The sequence below is a fragment of the Scytonema sp. UIC 10036 genome (assembly GCF_009725235.1).
On record NZ_WJFC01000012.1, the window covers coordinates 1 to 18650 of the forward strand.

Below are 18650 nucleotides of genomic sequence, written 5' to 3' on the forward strand. Positions count from 1 at the left end.
AGTTATTTAGTTTTTTTCTTACACTGTCGGGATTATTTTTACTAACTTCGCAAGTCGCTTTATGTCAAAATATGTCTAAAAGTTCTCCAGTTCAGTCGCTCTCAAATTCCAATTTTTTTAAACCTCCTGTTTGCTATATGCAAACCAAAAAAGGTAATTTGTTGGACTTAAGTAAAATCTGTGGAGTTTCAAACAACCTTGAAAAAACACATCATATCTCCATAGAAACAAACAATATAAAAGAGTCTGTGCAAGTTATTTATGAAAACTATGATGGAAAATTACCTGACGAAGCAACTTTGAAAAAACTAATTTGTGGTAACAAAGAAAATTGCAATGGCAAATTTATAGGTGATGTATCTGTTGTTAAAGAATTTGAGTGAGGCAGTTGAGCGCGTCTTCCCTATTCTTCAATTATCCTCAAAATTTTCTAAACTTCAAAAAATTATCAGTCACCTCAATAGTTCAATTTTTATTGAACTAAAAAACCCTAATTTCTATTTTCTTCTGCCTAGAGTGACAAAAGAGGGTTCAAGTCGGAGGTTTGAAGTCTCTTAATTAGACTACTTTCTCCTTCTGCCCTCTGCCTTAACAGCCATCACCAAAAGTGCGGAAGATTCCAAAGTTTTTTGCTCTCCTAAGCGATACTCTGTTTTTGTTTCTAAATCGCAAAAGTTAATAACTCTATAGATCCCTGAATTCTTATACTCAATCACGTCAAGTCAGTACAAGCTTGGGATAGTGCTATGTAATCCATTCGTTCTAAATCATCACGTTTAAGCCAACTAGTAACGGTATATTTTTTTTCACCTTTAAATCTATTTAGCAAATAAAAATCAATAACTAAAACATCTTGCTCTTGCAAAAACTTGTTAGTAAAGGCATAGGGGTCTTGGATTTGATAGGCTTTTAGTTGACGAAGATGCGAGCGAAATTGACAGACACCGTTTTCCGATCTGTACTCATCTTCATCTCTATTATTAGGGAATTTTATTACTAAATCATAATCTCCTTGCTCAGCATAAAGCCTTTCTATTGATTGACCACTGTTATATAAATGATATCCAATATAACAGCCAACATCACTAGTGATAAAATAGATAGATGTTGTATGTAACCAGAGAGACATTGATTTGGCAGTTTCTTCGGACAGAGAAATTATATTATTTTGTAGTAATATGAATGGACTAATGATAGTCCAAGAGTGTTTCCGAAGTTGAAACATTAAAAAACTAGGTCGATCTACAATTTCAATTTCTCGTTCGTATACATCACGTTCCCAATTAGTTACCTGTTTCATCTGACAAACAGCTTGACCAACTTGCTCAATTGGTGCTTTAACAAGAACAAAGAGACCATTAAAATCATAGGTCATAATTCCTCTTCTGTTCTCTAGGGAAACATTTGATATATTACTGCTGTTTGAACTTTGCGATTTATCAAAATCATCACCAAAAACTTTGTTTGACATAATACCTTAATCCACCTTAGACTTCTATGATATATTTATTATAATTATACTAAAAATTCATGTAATACATCCTTGATCCCCAAGGGTTTGGTGCAGAACATTGGGTAACATCTGACCCCTTAAATTACACTATCCGCTTTGAAAACGACCCAATTTTTGCGAGAGCAAGATGCCTATGCTCCCGGCATTTCTTGGATAAGGGACTTTGGAGTTGGTCAGAAGGTTACTGTACGGGTATCAGGTCTTGAACGTAACGATTTTGAACGCATGGACTATATAGCACTAATTTGATGTGTCTCTCAATTTGATGTCATGGGTTTGAAAAGGAACAATAAAAGTTAACAGGAAGTACATTTGCACTTACACTTTTGGACGCAAGCTGTACCGTCCCACAATCTCCACGTCTAATTCATAACGCTCGTTCAGCCCCCAACGCACTAGAGCAAAGTTTATCGCATCCCTTGTGACTTAAAAGATTAAGTGGCAGTTTTTAAAGCATAAAGTGGCAGAGCCAGGGGAGGTAGAACGCTTATTTTTGTGACTTAAAGGAAATGTTTGCCTATCTGAAAACCAAATTATGGTTCAAATCACACGTATCTTGGAGGTTTAAATGAAAAATTTTGGCAGATACATAATAAATCAAGATGGCGTTTCTATAGAGCAGCGTCGAGGAACCGAAAACATTGACTTAAACGATTACCTAGTTCTTGTCCAATCACCCATTGAGCAAGTGGGACAAGCGTTTATCCAAATGGGACTGGTGGATCTTTGGGAGCGAGATGTATATGCACGCGAAATAGAACTTACAAACAAAAGGAGCTTTATCCTTTTTCAGTTTCAGAGACACCCGTGGACTATATAGCACTAATTTAATGTGTCTCTCAATTTGATGTCATGGGCTTGAAAAGGAACAACAAAAGTTAACAGGAAGTACATTTGCACTTACACTTTTGGACGCAAGCTATACCGCCCTACAATTTCCACGTCTAATTCATAACGCTCGTTCAGTCCCCGACGCAATAGGGCAAGGTTTATCGCATCCCTTGCTGCCAGAATTTGCTCAACTCGCTTTTGATGGGACGCACTCTCAGAGTGTCGCCGATAGTAGTAGAGGGGTTTTGCTAAGTGTTCTATCTTCGTCACTTCAGATAGTCGCAAACATAAGTCATAGTCTTGAGCTAGTTCAAATTGCTCGTTGATTCCGCCCACTTGCTCGTAAACAGATCGACGCAGCAGTCGGAAGTGGAATATCATGAAATCAACCAACAATTGCTCTTTAGAATAGGGAATACGACAGCGCTGTCCGTATCCCATGATTTTGTTGCGTTCATTGATGACCTGATAGTCGGTGTAGACTAGTCCCACTTCTTTTCGCGCATCAAGTATAGCCGTCGTTTCCTCTAGGGCAGTCGGTGCCAGTAAGTCATCACTGTCTACCCACCCAAAGTAGGGACAAGTTGTTTGTGCGATCGCCGCCTTCAAAGATCGTGCTCGCCCTTGATGATCTGCTGCTACTACACGCACCCGTGGATCAATTTGAGCAAAATAACGAGCGATTTCAACAGAACGGTCAGTGGAACCATCATCCCAAATTAACAGTTCAAAGTCGGGGCAAGTTTGTATTAAGACACTCTTAATTGCGTCAGCAAGATAGCGCTCCCGATTGTACACCGTCATGATGATAGAAATCGATTTTTCCATAAAGTCTTTGCTAGGGTACAAACTTCGGCTTATTTGAAGCCCTATGTATATTTCATGACTTATTAAAGTGTTGGGATTTCAGACTGTAATTGTCTAAACATCAGATAACACATTATTTAGCTTTGTTATATTTAACCCTGACTTTAGAGTTTATCAACACAATTACGCGGTCAATAACAGTAGTCTTACTTATTTGTCATCAAAGATTTAGTATCTCTTACGTAGAAGCCTCGTTGTTTTATCTAAAACAAGCAAGCCATTATGCAATTGGGAAGCAACGATTTCAAAGAACGAGCTTCCCAAGACTCAGTTGCTATTGCTCGCTGCGATCAGAGCGAAAATACTTTAATCCAACTTGACTCCATGCTCTCTCCTAACAAATTCTCATCTAAATATTTTTTCATCGGACTCACTGCCACAGGAAATTATACGGCTGCTACTGCGATGCATATGCTGGGGTATAGAGCCGCGCACTTTCCGACCAGTCTTGCTTGGATTCCTGATTTTGATGTGTTAACTGATACCCCCGTCGCTTTTTGGTTTAGGCCAGGATTGCTACCTCTGGATGCTACTTTTGTCCTAACGGTAAGAGAAATTGAATCTTGGTTGGAGGCATGTCAAGTCTGGTTTGAGAGCAGACCACTTAGTACGCTTGACCCTTTTACACAACAAGTTCGTTGGTATCTGTATGGTGGACTCACATTTGAGCGAGAGCGTTTTATCAATTGCTACTGGAATCACTTAGAACAGGCAAGAAAATTAGCTCAAAAGTATGGTTTGAACCTGGTTGAGTGGAATCTGGTTGAAAATCCCCAGTGGGATTTTTTGTGTAACCTAACTCTGCTAGATGTTCCATCACAACCGTTCCCTTTTAAGTTTGATAAACAATATAAAAGAGGGACTTGGCAGGGTGTCCTTAACACTACTCCATGATGCATTGAAGACTTTACTCTTCATTAAATGCTTAACCATTTTCTCTCAACATCTACGTACTATTAAGTATCTATAGTTTTAATCATTTTAGTACTTAACAGGCAGGATATGTATCTTGTGGAAATCGAACTTTTAGGAGCTTAGATTTTATGCGATCGCGTAGCGTCTCCAAAGGAGAATCGCTAAAAACTACACCTAAAAATTTAGCCTGAAATAGGCGTTTTAACTTAAGCATATAATTCTGTTTTTGTCAACCGTTATGACTTGATCGGCGCTCTAGTGGGCATTGAAAAACTCAGATCCCCAACTTCATTAAGGATACTGTTGGCGAATGATGGATCTGACCCCTCACCGCAACGATTTTGCGTCATTTTAGGCGATTGTAGAGACGCGATTAACCCTTGTCTCTACGCAAGATTTGCTATTCTGTAACCTCATTCACAGGAAATCTATCAATCAATTGCGTTGCGCGATTGGCATTACGACGCAAGGTGTCTGACAAATGGGGTACGTGAGGAATTTGTGAGAGTAAATCTAAAGTCCGGCGTAAAATTCTGACTACGTCGCCTTCATCTAAACTTGTGCTATCGCACAATTCTACCCAATCCATTCCCAATGCCCACTGTTCTACTAAAGAAACCAAATTGATATATTTAGTCTCCAAACCCACAGGTAGTGCTACGCCATGGCGGTATTGCACTTTAAGTACGGAACGACGAATTTTTTGCAGTCTTGTCCAAGCCTCATCCACGTTGGAGGAGATCTCAAAGTTAACTTTGCTGTCTGGACGTGGTGATTCGGTAACTAATGCTGCTACTGTCGCTGCTAAATGTTGCGGATCTAAGTTATCTAGTTCCTTACTAGCAAGTACCAAGCCCAACCACAATTCATTTTCTCCTCGAAGGGCTGCAGCACTCTGTCCCAATTCTGTGGGAACTAAATCAACCAAACATTCAAAGTGCTGTAGAATTTCAATTAAATTCAGAAATTCCTCCCAATGGCGCTGGGATTCTTGCTCAACTTGCGATCGCAATTCCTGAATTTCTTCTTTCAATTCAGCCGCACGTGCTTTGCGTTTGGAAAGATTGCTTGCATTCCCAGCTTGATGCAAGGGATGAGCCTCTAATTGCTGCTGTACCGAAACGAGACGGCTCAATTGTTCTGCTACTTCTGGAGCCATGTATTCAGTTCCACTGGGATCGGGAATTTGTTGGGCTATGACTGCTGTTTCCCGATTACCTGCAAGTGTTTGTCCCCGTTTCAAAGGCATCTCTGGTGGTGGCAGTAAATCGGCTGGCACTTCTACTCTGGGTAATTCTGCATGCAAATCCAACACATCGGAGCTTGTCACGACATACCACCGATTGTCTCGCCCCAAACAAACTAGATAACGCGTTTGAGAAGGACCTGGTGTTTTCCCCACCAACATAGCTGGAATTGGTGCGGGCATTGTAAAGTTTTTACTCTTGAGACTCAAAAGCGTTCCCGATACGGCAAAATCTAACATCATTGCCAATTCTTCTTGACGGGTTTCTTGAGCTTGCTCTTGCAGCGTTTTCAATAACTGACGTTCTACTCGCAAGCGTTGCCGCAATTTTTCATACACAGCCAGTTCACCTTCGTCAATCGCTTCAATCTGCGCTTCAAGATCGCCTAATTGTGTTTCCAAATAGTCTATATACTCATACTGCGGTTTGAGATGGAGGTTTGCCAAGTATTGCCCAAAACTGCGTTCTATCAGTTCTCTGGATTGTTCAAGCGTATGAGTTTGCAGTAGGTTTAACACCATGCCGTAACTTGGTGTAAACTGACTGACTAGGGGATCTGGTTTCGATGTGGCTAAATATGCTGCTTCCTTTGCTCCTTCAAAAGGAGTTTGCAGCGTCACCACATGACCCCGTTCATCCATCCCCCGACGACCTGCTCTTCCTGCCATTTGCAGAAACTCGGAAGCGTTCAACAAGCGATGTCCTGTATCGGTACGCTTGGATAAGGTAGAAATGACTGTCGTTCTAGCAGGCATATTAATCCCTGCCGCCAAGGTTTCAGTAGCAAATACAACTTTAATCAGCCCTTGCTGAAAGAGTTCTTCTACCAGTACTTTCCAAGCAGGTAATATCCCCGCATGGTGTGCGGCAATACCTCGGTACAGCGGTCCAACGTGTCCGGAACGACCTGCATCTGGATTGCGTGTTAAAAATTCGTCAATTTGCCTGCGTAACTGTTGCGCTTCTTCTCTGTTCACAAGCCAGAGATCGCCGACTTCTCCCACTGCTTTATCACAACCCCGGCGACTGAAGATAAAGTAAATAGCTGGTAACATATCCCGTTCGTGGAGTTCGCTCAGAACGTGAATGATTTCAGGTGCTTCAGCTCTTACATTTTTGCCTTTTTCTTTGTCGCCCTTTTTCTTTTTCTTAAGGAGGCGGGAGTTAATTTTGGTTTTGTCGTCATTCAACAGAGGAAACAGCCCTTTGGTTGTCCCAAAGTGAAATTCTAACGGGACAGGTCGAAAATCAGAGTAAATCAAGTCTGTGGGACCGTGGACTTGATTTAACCAGTCAGTCAGTTCATCACTATTGGCAACTGTTGCTGACAGGGCTACAAGTTGAACTGTTCGAGGACAATATATGATAGATTCTTCCCAAACGGTTCCGCGTTGGCGATCGTTCATATAATGGCACTCGTCAAGCACCACTGCCTCAACATCCGCTAAGGAAATTCCAACTTGCCCGATAGGCGTTCCATAGAGCATATTGCGAAAAATTTCGGTGGTCATAACCAATATCGATGCATCACGGTTGATGGAGGCGTCTCCTGTCAACAGCCCGACATTGTCAAAACCAAATTTTTCACGAAAGTCTCGCAGTTTCTGATTTGAGAGTGCTTTGAGAGGAGTTGTATAGAAAACTCGCTTTCCTCGCGACAGGGCGCGATAAATACCATATTCCCCTATTAATGTTTTACCTGAACCAGTGGGCGCACACACAACTACGGAGCGTCCGGCGTTCAGAGAGGCGATCGCATCCTTTTGGAACCGATCCAGTTCAAAAGGGAATATCGAACTTGGGTCAACTTCAGGAGACAGCGCAGGATAGTTCACTCAATCTTAATTGCAACCATATTATTTACTATATTAACCAGTCTTTTGTCAACTTAGACGATTGTTAATTGCTAATTGCTAATTGCTAATTGCTAATTCTTAATTTAAGATGAGCCATTAGCCATTAGCCATTAGCCATTAGCGATTAGCCACGACCCAATTCCTGAGATCTTGCTGTGGCTGCTTTGACTGCTTGAATTAAAGCCGAACGAAAAGAAGCTTGCTCTAGTTGAGCAATGCCAGCAATTGTTGTACCACCTGGACTGGTAACGCGATCTTTGAGTTCTGCTGGGTGAAGTTTTGTTTCGTGGAGAAGCTTTGCTGTTCCCAGTACAGTTTGTAGGGCGAGTTGGTTGGCAATTGCTCTTGGTAAACCTGAGAAGACTCCCCCATCAGCAAGTGCTTCTACCATCAGCGCTACGTAAGCCGGACCCGATCCTGATAGTCCTGTGACTGCATCCATCAAGCTTTCTGAAACTTCTACGACTTCTCCTACTGCCGAAAAAAGTTTCTTTGCTATGTCTTGGTGATGTGCCTTGGTATATGCCCCCATACATATCGCAGTTATTCCTGCCCCTACAGTTGCAGGAGTGTTTGGCATCGCCCGTATGACGGGTGTGTGGGGAAAAGCTGCTTCTAATTGACTCAGAGTCACACCTGCCAAAATGGAAATGACTAAAGGTTTTGAACCTGTGGATATGACATCTGCTAATTCTTGAGCGATCGCACTAAATACCTGGGGCTTAACTGCCAGAAACAAGACTTCTGTCGCTTGTGTAAAAACCAGACGATTATCTGGTGTCAAAGTCACACCGTACTCCTCCTGCAAGAAAACTTGCCGTGAGGGTTGTGGTTCGCTCACTATAACTTCTGATGGTTGGTATATTTTTCGAGCAATAAGACGGGATAACAGCGCTTCTCCCATTACCCCGCCGCCTATTAAGCCAAATTTAGTTGTCATTTGTCATGTGTTATTTGTCATTTGTCATTTGTCTTTAAAATCAGGACAATTGACAAAGGACTAATGACTCATATATTTACTGTGCTACCCGGTTGGCGTCATTGCCCCAATTTTGATTTGGGGTTGCCGTAGGACGTGGACGTGCAGGTGGTTGGGGAACTTCGTGCAGAACTCCCGATTGAGTGCTAACTTGAACGCAGCTGGGTGTAAACAAGAATATGCTTTCGCCGATACGTTCTTGATGACCATCTAGCGCGTAAGTTCCACCTGCAACAAAATCTACTGCCCGTTGTGCCTGATCCGGATCCATAATTGTTAGATTTAACACAACTGACTTACGCTCTCGCAATGCTTGAATCGCCTGGGGCATTTCTTCAAAGGTGCGTGGCTCTAGCACCAATACTTCCGAGATTCCGTTCATTGCTCCTGGCATACCAATAACATTACTCATCGGCTTAGAACCTGCTGCTATATCATTCCCCATTGTAGGCACAGGTTCGCGCCATCGTCGATTAGTTGGTGTAGGTTCTTGTGGTGGTGTTTGTTGAGACGCATTTTGTTCTTGATACAGATTTTGGTAACTGTCTGTATCGTTGTCATCTTCTTCATAGTAGTACTCTACTGGCTCATTTAGACCGACGAAGTCTCTCAACTTGGAAAATATGTTGTTCATGGTTTGCGCTCCTAGTGCCAATCACTATTGACTGTAGTGACCAAAATAACTCAGTCAACCCTCACTGCTACAATGGTTGGACAACCCAGCGAATTCTAGCGCTGTTTGTAGCATTTATTATGTTTTTTTTTATAAACAGAAAATGCCCCCTGAACTTTCCTTTATATTGTCTTGCATACAACAATGAGTCCAGATTATAACTTAACTGGAACGCTAGGGGAAGTTTATGACATCCTTTTTTTAATCTTTATTAAATCAGCGACCAGTAACCACCTGACCAGTGACCACCTGACCAGGTGGTCACTGGTCAGGTGGTCACTGATACAGTCTTTCACCAAATAGAATGGTGCCCAATCTTACCATTGTTGTCCCGGCTTGTATTGCCAGGTGGTAATCACTTGACATACCCATGCTCAGTTGGTGCATTTTAATGTTAGATAAATTTTTTTCTTGAATTTCTTTCGCTAGGTCTCGAGTGCGATAAAAGACATCCAGTATCTCAGAATCATTTAATCCAAGTGGTGGAATTGTCATCAAACCATTAATTTGTAGGCTTTGACATTCATTAAGTTGCGATAAATCTTCTAGTAACTGTGGTACAGTCCAACCTGACTTGTTGGGATCGCTAAGAATTTTGACTTGCAGGCAAACCAAAGGGCTTCGTCCCAATTGCTGTGCTAATTGGTTTAAGCGTTGAGCCAGTTTCAAACTATCCACAGAATGTATCCACTGGAAGTGTTCAAGGGCAAGTTTTGCTTTGTTACTTTGCAAGTGACCAATAAAATGCCAGGTAATATCTGGCAAATCTTGCAACTCAACTTGTTTGGTTGCTGCCTCTTGGACGCGACTCTCTCCAAAATCGCGAATTCCGGCAGCATAAGCATGGCGCATCATTTCAGAGGTTACTTGCTTGGTAACAGCAATTAACCGAATTGAACTTGGGAGAGATGACCGAATGGCAATAATACGTTCCTTGGGCGAACTACTCATTGGAAGGTGCGTTGGAAAACACTGTGAAGCTGATCGTACTCTTGTGATTGTCCGCTACGTCGTAGATTACGTAAACGGGTTTCTAATAACATTCTTGCTTCTGTGCGTCCAATTGACTGGAATTTGAGACCCTTAGCATCAGTTGTTACTAAAAAGAACAAGCGCTGTGCGTAAAGTGTGGTGAACAACTCCTGGTTCTCGTCTACCATACAAATCCTATAAAGCAAACCCCAAGTTGGATGATTTATGTAAGTTTCCGAGTTTTCTGAGTACATTTAATACTGTTTGATGATGGATTTATCAATAAATGTGCAAAAATTCTGACAGTGATGGATGTATCGCTGAATTTTTGCTGAAAAGTGCCAAAGTAGTGTAAAACCATTAGATTTTGTCACGAGCTATTAGTCAAGAGCTATTCCAAAAGAAGTCATTTACCAATAGCTTCAATTACAGGCTCTGGTCTCACCACTCAAAGACTTTTGGTTTAAGACTGCTGCCAGAGCTTGAATTTGTGCTTGCGCTTTAGACAACGATTCATACCATTCTCTCTCAGGATCGCTGTCTGCTACAATTCCAGCTCCTACTTGTCCCCAGACAGTGTTGATTTTGGATTTTGGATTTTGGATTTTGGATTTTGGATTTTGGATTTTGGATTTTGGATTTTGGATTCTACTTACCTGCTCCTCTGCTCCCTTGTCTGCCTTGTCTCCGTTGTCATCTCTAATACAAGGAGCTAAGAGAAGAGTACGGATGAGGATATTTAAGTCTAACTTACCCTGCCAATCTAAATAGCCGCATGAACCATAGAACAAGCTGCGCCGTGTAGGTTCGAGTTCTTCAATAATCTCCATGCAACGTACTTTGGGGCAACCCGTAATTGTGCCGCCAGGAAACATAGCACGAATTAAGTCAAGGGTGTCACAACCCGATTTTAGAGTACCTTTGATGTTGCTGACAAGATGCATGACATGACTGTAACGCTCAATTGTCAATAATTCATCAACAGTCACAGTTCCCCATTCACAGACTCGTCCTAGATCATTGCGTTCTAAATCCACAAGCATAATGTGTTCGGCGCGTTCTTTGGTATTGCTAAGTAGTTCTTGCGCCAACTGTCGATCTTCGCTCAGTGTTATTCCACGCGATCGCGTCCCGGCAATAGGTCTTGTAGATGCTAAACATTTTGTGTCTCCATATTTTTGTAGTTGTACTAACCTTTCTGGGGAACAACTTACGACTTCTCCCCAGGGAGTTTGCCAGTAGCTTGCAAACGGGGAAGGATTGATCTGTTGAAGAACCCGATACACATCCCAACCACAAGCTGTTGTTTGTATTTCAAAACGAAGCGACAGATTTGCCTGAAAAATATCTCCAGCTTGAATGTATTTTTTTGCCCGGTTGACTGCTGCCTCGTACTTTTGTTGAGATACGTGGAAGAAGGGAGTGGGGAGGTGGAGAGGTGGGGTGTTCTGATAACTCGGGGCTGAGGTGGATTTTATTCCTTTGTCATCAGTTGCTTCTAACTTCTTCTCAAGCTCATTGAGTCCAACAGGACTACTGGCGGCTAGCCATAAAATTTGCTCTTTATGATTTAGGACCGCAAAACACTCTGGTTCGTACCAAAAGGCTACTGGAAATGGTAAGATGTCTGGTCTGTTGAAAGGTAGCTGTTCAATTTCCCATGCCACATCATAGCCCAACCAACCCAGCCAACCACCTGTGAAGGGGAGAGGGGGAGGGGGAGGGAGTGAGTTGTCCCCTCGTTCCCTTGTCTCCTTGTCCTCTTGTTCCCGTAGCAACTTGTCTAAAAATGGTAAAACTTCTCCTAGTGGTGGTGTCCACATGCGTGGAACTCCATCAACGATCCGAGGTGCGCCAGCACAGATAGAATATTGAGCCAGGTGGGGACAATCTGTTGGTGTTGGGTAAGGGCTTTCCAGTAAAGTGGCAATTTTATATGTGGAGGTATGGCGAAATAAGGCAATGAAAATATCAGAACCTGTACGATTTTCTAAAGGGAGTGATCGCCAATACCAAGGCTTTGTCATCATTTTTTATCAGAACGAGCCACGAATGCTGTTAAGTATATATGGCAATTGGCTATTTTTGCCAAAATCTTTTTCTAAAACCATATTGTACGATGCTGTTCAATATTAACTATATTCAATTATTATCTATATCGTTTAATTTTGAATTGCCAAATTGGGTCTAATGAATATTATCACTACGGAAATCCCTGAAGTTCTCATTATCGAACCAAAAGTCTTTCAGGACGATCGCGGCTTTTTCTTTGAAGCTTTCAATTTCAAAAAATTTACAGAGCAAACAGGTATTTTTGCTAACTTTGTACAAGACAATCACTCCGCCTCAAAGCAGAATGTTCTACGGGGATTGCATTACCAAATCCAACAACCTCAGGGCAAGCTTATTCGTGCGATCGTCGGCACTATTTTTGATGTAGCTGTAGACATTAGAAAAAGTTCTCCTACTTTCGGTCAATGGGTTGGCTGTGAACTCAGCGATTTGAATAGGCGACAATTATGGATACCTCCTGGTTTTGCCCACGGTTTTGTTGTCCGTTCAGAAACAGCCGAAGTTCTATACAAAACTACAGATTACTACGCCCCCAAATACGAGCGCTGTATTATTTGGAACGATTCCGATTTAGCTATAGATTGGCATTTGACAAGCCTACCAATCCTATCCCCCAAAGATGCAGTCGGTCAATCTTTCAAAACATCTGAGATTTTTTTATAGTTGCTAACTGCTAATTGCTGATTGCTAATTGCTAACTGCTAACTGCTAATTGTCAATCTTCCATGAGCCATGAGCCATGAGCCATTAGCCATGAGCCATTAGCCATTAGCTATGAGCCATGAGCCATGAGCCATTAGCCATTAGCCAATTCAAGAGTGTAATTAGTATTATCTAAGAGGTCAGCAGTATAGACACGAATAAAATAAGTACCATGCCCTAATGTTGAGTTAATTGCACCATTTCTCCAAGGATTACCATCAGACTGATACCACTTTTCATTGGTATCATATATACCGTTGCCGTTACTATCAAAAATTAACTCCACGTCTGCATAGCTACTTAAGCCACTTAAGGACAGATTAAAGTTGCTAGTTTGGTCTAAACTGAAGCGATAGTAATCATTGCGATCGGCGCTACCCACAAAGTCTGTAAAACTAAGCTTTGTATTTAACAGACCAACATCAACGGCAGTACCAAAAGTGTTACCTGGATCTTTTGGTGTTGTACGTGGGGCTGCTGTTGCTGATACTCCTAATGTATAGTTAGTGTTGGTGTTCGAGTCAGCAGAAAAGATACGAATGAAGTAAGTCCCCGCTCCTAATGTTGCGTTAATTGAACCTTGTTGGTTGCTGCTACCATAACCGTCGTACAACAGTTCGTTAGAATCATAAACTCCATTACCATTAGCATCAAAAATAACTTCAATATCAGCGGAATCATTTAAATCCGTTAAGGATAAGTTAAAGTAACTCGTTTGAGTGAGGGTAAAGCGATAATAGTCATTGCGATCGCTCGAACCAATAAACTGATTCGAGAAATTGCGGCTACCATTCAGAAAACCGATATTAAAAGCGTTGCTTAAGGCATTATCATCTCGGTTAGCGGATGGAGAGAGGGTGTCTGGTGGGGCTGCTATACGATTTTCCAGAAATCCGAAAATCTCAAAGTGTTGTTGCGCCTGCTGGTTGCTGAGGTTTAATGCTTTTAAATCAGAATTATTAGCCAGGTAGTAACTGACATTAAAAGATTCTGAGGAAGCGCGTCCCTCTTGCAAACCATATTTCTGAAAGTGTTCAAATGATTGAGTGTTAGAAAAACCTGCTGCAATTAAGTCAGCATGAGCGTTACGGTAGTAATTGCTATCAAAAGAGATGGAAACTCTACGTCCTTCCGCAACACCATAAGTTTCCAAGTGCTCTAACAATTGGCTATTATTGAAACCTAAAGCAAATAAGTCAGCATTGACAGCCCGATAGACATTAAGATCGACAAACGATGAAAAGCGACGTCCTTCCTCAAGACCATAATTAACAAGATGTTGCAAGGCTTGGTTGTTATTGAAACTTGATAAATCAGTGTTAGTACTGCGGTAAAAGTTGAGATTCACAAAAGACGAGAATTGGCGTCCCTCACCTAAACCATAATTTTGGAGATGCTCAAACAGTTGTACGTTGTTTAAGTTTGCTAAGTCACCATTATTGCTACGGTAGAAGTTAAAATCAAAAAACGGTGAGAACTTTCTTCCTTCCCAAGTCCCATAATTTTGCAAATGCTCAAATAGTTGTTCGTTATTGAAGCTGCCTAAATCCCCATTGTTAGCACGGTAGAAGTTAAAATCAAAAAATGGTGAGAACTTTCTTCCTTCCCGAACACCGTTGTTTTGTAGGTGTTCGTAAGCCTGGTAGTTGTTAAAGTTGGCTACATCGCTATTACTAGCACGGTAAAAGTTGAGATCTACAAGAGAAGAAAAGCGGCGACCCTCATTTAGACCATAGTTTTGAAAGTGTGATAGTAATTGGTTATTATCAAAGTTTCCTAAGTCAGGATTAGCAGCACGGTAAAAATTAGCATTAAATAGATTTACGGACATAGTTAAAGTTTAAGAACTTTTTGGAACACTTTTAGGTATTGTTAGTGTTCCCCATGCCCTATAGCTTTTTTTATGTATAAATACGGAAAATTAGCCAATCTTATGATGATTCTTAAAAACCGTACTAATTTCGAAAGGCTTGTTAGCCCCTCTATGTGTATTGTACTACGATGATAACGTCATAGTGTAACCACTATTACTGTCAGAATACTCAGTATACACTCGAATAAAGTAAGTCCCTGCTCCCAATGCTACGTTAATGGTAGCATCACCATACTGACTACCGTAATCATATCTGATTTGTTCAGCAGGGTCATAAATACCATTGTTGGTGGTGTCATAAATAAGGTCTACAGAAATAGAGTCTGTTAAATTTGTCAATGACAAGTTAAGGTTATAGTTAACGTTGCCAGACAAATTGAAGCGGTACCAGTCTTCGCGATCGCTACTACCCACCAAGTCATTATATGTGCGCGTACTACTTAAAGTACCAAGATTGAGAGCACTAGCCATATCGCTGCCAGGATCGGTGGGATTTGCGTTGTAAGAAGTGCGTGTCAAGCTGAGAAAGTAATTCGTATTGTTATAGAAGTAGTCAGTATAGATACGAACAAAGTAATTCCCGGCTGCCAGAGTAGCTTGTATTGAAGCATTGGAATAGCTACTGCCAGAGCTATATCCTAATTCCTCACCAGAATCATACACACCATTGCCGTTGCTGTCGTAAATCAGATCCATCTCAGCAGAATCATTTAAACCAGACAGAGACAGGTTGACTTTACTGTTTTGAGCTAATGTGAAGCGATAATAGTCATTGCGATCGCCACTGCCGACAAAATCTGTGTAACTGCGGCTGGTGTACAAGGTACCGACATCAACAACCGTGTCAAAAGAACTCCCTGGATCTTTTGGTGTTGTGCGAGGAGCAGGCGTCGCCGATAGTCCTAAGGTATAGCTCGTGTTATCGTTGGAGTAGTTGGTATAAACACGAATTAAGTAAGTACCTGCTCCCAAAATCGCATTGATAAGAGCATTGTCGGAAACATAACCCGAGTCATATTTTAACTGTTCGTTGGAATCCTGTACACCGTTACCATTACTGTCGTAGATCAGTGCAACATAAGCAAGATCGCTTAAACCAGATAAGGATAGGTTGACATTACTGTTCTGAGTGAGGCTGAAGCGGTAGTAATCGTTGCGGTCAGCACTGCCTACAAAATCTGTGAAACTGCGATTGGAGTTCAATGCCCCAATATCATAAGCCTTACCAAAAGTATTGCCTGGATCTTTTGGTATTGCCCGTGGGGCAGCAGTTACGGATACTCCTAAAGCATAATTACTGTTATCGTCGGAGTAGTTAGTATAGACACGAATGAAGTAAGTGGCTGCTTCTAAGGTAGTACTCATTGAGGCTTTATCGTAGGTACCTCCAGAGTCATAGTTCAATTGCTCATAATCATTAAGATCGTATACACCGTTGCCGTTGGTGTCATGAATGAGCGATAAGTAAACAAGATCGCTCAAACCAGTTAGGGACACGCTCACATTGCTTAACTGAGCTAAGGTAAAACGGTAATAATCATTGCGATCTGTAGTACCGATAAATTGGTTGGTGATATTACGGCTACTATTGAGAATGCCAATGTTAAAAGCACTGCCTAGGGTATTGTCATCTCGGTTGGCTAATGGCGAAATTGAGTTTGGCTCAGAAGCTTGGCGTTTTTCCAGAAACCCAAAAATCTCAAAATGTTGTTGTGCCTGCTGGTTATTGAAGTTTAATGCTCTTAAGTCAGAATTATTAGCTAGGTAGTTGCTGACACTAAAGGATTCTGAGGAAGCACGCCCTTCACTTAAGCCATAAGTTTGAAAGTGTTCCAACAATTGATTGTGAGATAGACCTGCTGTTTTCAAATCAGAATGGGTATTGCGATAATAATTGCTATCAAAAGATACGGAAAACCTCCGTCCTTCAGCAATACCAAAAGTTGTGAAATGCTCTAACAGTTGGCTATTATTTGCACCTGTCGCAAACAAATCGGGATTGGCAGATCGATAGATATTGAGATCGACAAACGGTGAAAAACGGCGTCCTTCTTCAACACCAAACATGATGAGATGTTGTAGGGCTTGATTGTTGCTAAAACTAGATAAGTCACTATTGACACTGCGGTAGAAGTTAAGGTTGACAAAAGAAGAGAATTGCCTTCCTTCCTCTATCCCATAATTTTGCAGATGCTTAAATAGTTGCTCATTGTTTAAGCTTGCTAGGTCACCATTAGTAGCACGGTAAAAGTTGAAATCGAAAAACGCTGAGAACGTTCTTCCTTCCCGAACACCATAGCTTTGTAAATGTTCGTAAGCTTGATAGTAGCTAAAATTAGTAAGATCGCTATTACTGGAACGGTAGAGATTCAGATCTACAAGTGGAGAGAAGCGACGACCCTCATTGAGGCCATAATTTTGAAAGTGTGACAGTAATTGGGTATCGTTGAAGCTGGCGAGATCGGAATTAGCAGCACGATAAAAATTGGCATTGAATAAGCTGATAGACATATTTGCAGTTCTAGAACATCATGACTAACTAGCAGTTCGCTATGTCTAGTGTTCCCCTATGCCCTGTGACTTAAAACCGTTCTAACATTTAGGTGAATAAGTTTTACAAACAATTTACATATTCAGTATGAGCGAGCTAAATGCGTATTTTACGTACTCAATATTAATTAAGCATGTTGAAAAAACGAGTGAAGAATGGTAGATGCTCCTACTTTTCCTTATGAAGAGAAAAGAAAAGCTTTTCAGTTTAAGCAAGAGTACCTAAATCTTGCACCCAGTAGTGGTTGTAATTAATGGTGCCAGTGTCATGGGCAAGATAATAGTATCCAACTCCAAGGAATTGAAATACTGGATTTAATATATTGGCACGATGTTCCGGACTGTTCATCCATCCTTGAAAAACCTGTTGAGGAGTTGACTGACCTGCGGCAATATTTTCTCCAATGGTGGAATATTGGAAGCCCGCCGCTATAGCGCGATTGCCCACGGAGGAACCATTAGAATCGGTGTGGCTGAAAAAGTCGTTGAGCGCCATATTTTGAACGTGTGTCTGGGCTGAATTATTTAACTTGTCACTCAACTGAAGCAGTTGTACGCCTGCTTTCTGACGTTCGGCATTTGTCAAATCTAAGATACTCTGTATGAAAGAATTGTTACCTGCACTTAAAGGTTGTGGGACTGAAGTAGGTACGGGTGATGATGTCGGTACACCAGACAAGCTCAAATTGTAGTTAGTATTTGCACCGCCAACTCCTTGATAAACTCGAACGTAATAAGTACCAGCTTGTAAATTGCTAAAACTCAGAGCTTCATTTGCAGCACTGCCGTTAGTCGATGCCGATATGATTTGTCCGGTACTATTCAGTAGTTGTACGTCTGCATTAGCACTTAAACCATTTAATCTTAAGTTAAGGTTGGTGTTTTGAGAACTTAGGTCTACACGGTAGTAATCATTTTGGTCAGCATCACCAATAGATTCCCTGTATACAACTGTCTGGGAATTTAAAACAATGTTGCGAGCCAAATTTAACGCATTACCAGCATAATCGCGACTCATGCTGATATCGACAAAGGGAGACGCTTGGCGACCTTCGGTTAAACCAGAGGTGCGTAAATGGTCAAAAAGTTGCTCGTTGCTTAAGCTTGCAAGGTCAGCGTTGTTCTGACGGTAGAAATTGAGGTCAAAAAAGGGTGAAAATCGCCGTCCTTGTGAAATACCGTAATTGGATAAATGGTCGTAAGCTTGTTGGTTGCTGAAATTAGCTAAATCGCTATTGCTAGCACGGTAGAAGGATAAATCAACTAACGGAGAGAAGAGGCGATTTTCTGCCAGACCAAAGTTTTGAAAATGTGACAGCGCTTGTGCATCTGTTAGATTTTTGAGGTCTGGATTGGCACTTCGATAAAAATTCACATCAAATGCATTTACGGACATAGGTAGCGTTCAAAGAGATACTTAATGGGTTTGTTTTACCTTGGTATTCCCTATGCCATAACATCTCAAACCTTGAAAATACTGAATTTTCAAAGTAGAGAGTTTAAGAAAAAATGTTAAATGGGAACACAAGCAAATATGGTATCAAAAGAAATCCCAAAATACTTGTAAACTAAAATACATAAATTTTCAGAAGCATTTTC

At 41.3% G+C, this 18650-nt stretch carries 17 protein-coding genes; 5 read left to right on the forward strand and 12 right to left on the reverse strand.

Features of this window, described 5'->3' with window-relative positions; translation table 11 throughout:
- Nucleotides 1-383: hypothetical protein (locus tag F7734_RS61760; RefSeq protein WP_207714046.1), on the forward strand; the 383-nt coding region annotated here is incomplete at its 5' end.
- A gap of 329 nt (nt 384-712) precedes the next feature.
- On the opposite strand, the gene F7734_RS07880 is transcribed toward F7734_RS61760, so the two are convergent.
- Nucleotides 713-1471 (reverse strand): hypothetical protein, encoded by a 759-nt coding sequence (locus F7734_RS07880; RefSeq protein ID WP_155744152.1) that lies wholly within the window; start codon nt 1469-1471, stop codon nt 713-715.
- A gap of 138 nt (nt 1472-1609) precedes the next feature.
- Between F7734_RS07880 and F7734_RS07885 the strand changes: the two genes are divergently transcribed.
- Together F7734_RS07885 and F7734_RS07890 are read left to right on the forward strand one after the other, a co-directional pair.
- Nucleotides 1610-1762, forward strand: coding sequence for a hypothetical protein (locus F7734_RS07885; protein WP_155744153.1), 153 nt, complete (start codon nt 1610-1612; stop codon nt 1760-1762).
- A 319-nt stretch (nt 1763-2081) separates the two neighbouring features.
- Nucleotides 2082-2333 (forward strand): hypothetical protein, encoded by a 252-nt coding sequence (locus F7734_RS07890; protein WP_155744154.1) that lies wholly within the window; start codon nt 2082-2084, stop codon nt 2331-2333.
- Nucleotides 2334-2413: 80 nt separating this feature from the next.
- On the opposite strand, the gene F7734_RS07895 is transcribed toward F7734_RS07890, so the two are convergent.
- Nucleotides 2414-3172, reverse strand: coding sequence for a glycosyltransferase (locus F7734_RS07895; protein ID WP_155744155.1), 759 nt, complete (start codon nt 3170-3172; stop codon nt 2414-2416).
- Between the two features lie 261 nt (nt 3173-3433).
- Here F7734_RS07895 and F7734_RS07900 point away from each other — a divergent pair, with 261 nt between their 5' ends.
- Complete coding sequence (locus tag F7734_RS07900) at nt 3434-4105, forward strand: sulfotransferase (protein ID WP_155744156.1); 672 nt, start codon at nt 3434-3436, stop codon at nt 4103-4105.
- Nucleotides 4106-4199: 94 nt separating this feature from the next.
- Here F7734_RS07900 and F7734_RS07905 read toward each other — a convergent pair whose 3' ends face one another.
- From F7734_RS07905 to F7734_RS07935, 7 genes are all read right to left on the reverse strand, one after another.
- Nucleotides 4200-4340 (reverse strand): hypothetical protein, encoded by a 141-nt coding sequence (locus F7734_RS07905; protein ID WP_155744157.1) that lies wholly within the window; start codon nt 4338-4340, stop codon nt 4200-4202.
- A gap of 186 nt (nt 4341-4526) precedes the next feature.
- Entirely contained in the window at nt 4527-7208 is a 2682-nt protein-coding gene (locus tag F7734_RS07910) for an RNA helicase (protein WP_166481786.1), read from the reverse strand.
- A 145-nt stretch (nt 7209-7353) separates the two neighbouring features.
- Nucleotides 7354-8169, reverse strand: a complete 816-nt coding sequence (gene proC / locus F7734_RS07915; protein ID WP_155744158.1) for a pyrroline-5-carboxylate reductase — start codon at nt 8167-8169, stop codon at nt 7354-7356.
- A 76-nt stretch (nt 8170-8245) separates the two neighbouring features.
- On the reverse strand, nt 8246-8842 hold the full coding sequence (locus F7734_RS07920) for a cell division protein SepF (RefSeq protein WP_155744159.1): 597 nt from the start codon (nt 8840-8842) through the stop codon (nt 8246-8248).
- A gap of 315 nt (nt 8843-9157) precedes the next feature.
- Nucleotides 9158-9832: a YggS family pyridoxal phosphate-dependent enzyme gene (locus F7734_RS07925; protein WP_155744160.1), complete on the reverse strand. Its 675-nt coding sequence runs from the start codon at nt 9830-9832 to the stop codon at nt 9158-9160.
- A complete protein-coding gene (gene pipX, locus F7734_RS07930; protein ID WP_038071902.1) occupies nt 9829-10107 on the reverse strand; it encodes a transcriptional coactivator PipX in 279 nt (92 codons plus the stop codon). The genes F7734_RS07925 and pipX overlap by 4 nt, the downstream gene beginning before the upstream one ends.
- Before the next feature lie 168 nt (nt 10108-10275).
- Nucleotides 10276-11880 (reverse strand): anthranilate synthase component I, encoded by a 1605-nt coding sequence (locus tag F7734_RS07935; RefSeq protein ID WP_155744217.1) that lies wholly within the window; start codon nt 11878-11880, stop codon nt 10276-10278.
- A 163-nt stretch (nt 11881-12043) separates the two neighbouring features.
- On the opposite strand from F7734_RS07935, the gene rfbC reads away from it, so the two are divergent.
- Entirely contained in the window at nt 12044-12589 is a 546-nt protein-coding gene (rfbC, locus tag F7734_RS07940; RefSeq protein ID WP_155744161.1) for a dTDP-4-dehydrorhamnose 3,5-epimerase, read from the forward strand.
- 133 nt (nt 12590-12722) lie between these two features.
- Here rfbC and F7734_RS07945 read toward each other — a convergent pair whose 3' ends face one another.
- The 3 genes from F7734_RS07945 to F7734_RS07955 form a co-directional block, all read right to left on the reverse strand.
- Nucleotides 12723-14459, reverse strand: coding sequence for a PPC domain-containing protein (locus F7734_RS07945; RefSeq protein WP_155744162.1), 1737 nt, complete (start codon nt 14457-14459; stop codon nt 12723-12725).
- Between the two features lie 165 nt (nt 14460-14624).
- Entirely contained in the window at nt 14625-17012 is a 2388-nt protein-coding gene (locus F7734_RS07950; RefSeq protein WP_155744163.1) for a pre-peptidase C-terminal domain-containing protein, read from the reverse strand.
- A gap of 247 nt (nt 17013-17259) precedes the next feature.
- Complete coding sequence (locus F7734_RS07955) at nt 17260-18447, reverse strand: CAP domain-containing protein (RefSeq protein ID WP_155744164.1); 1188 nt, start codon at nt 18445-18447, stop codon at nt 17260-17262.
- Nucleotides 18448-18650: the final 203 nt, after the last annotated feature.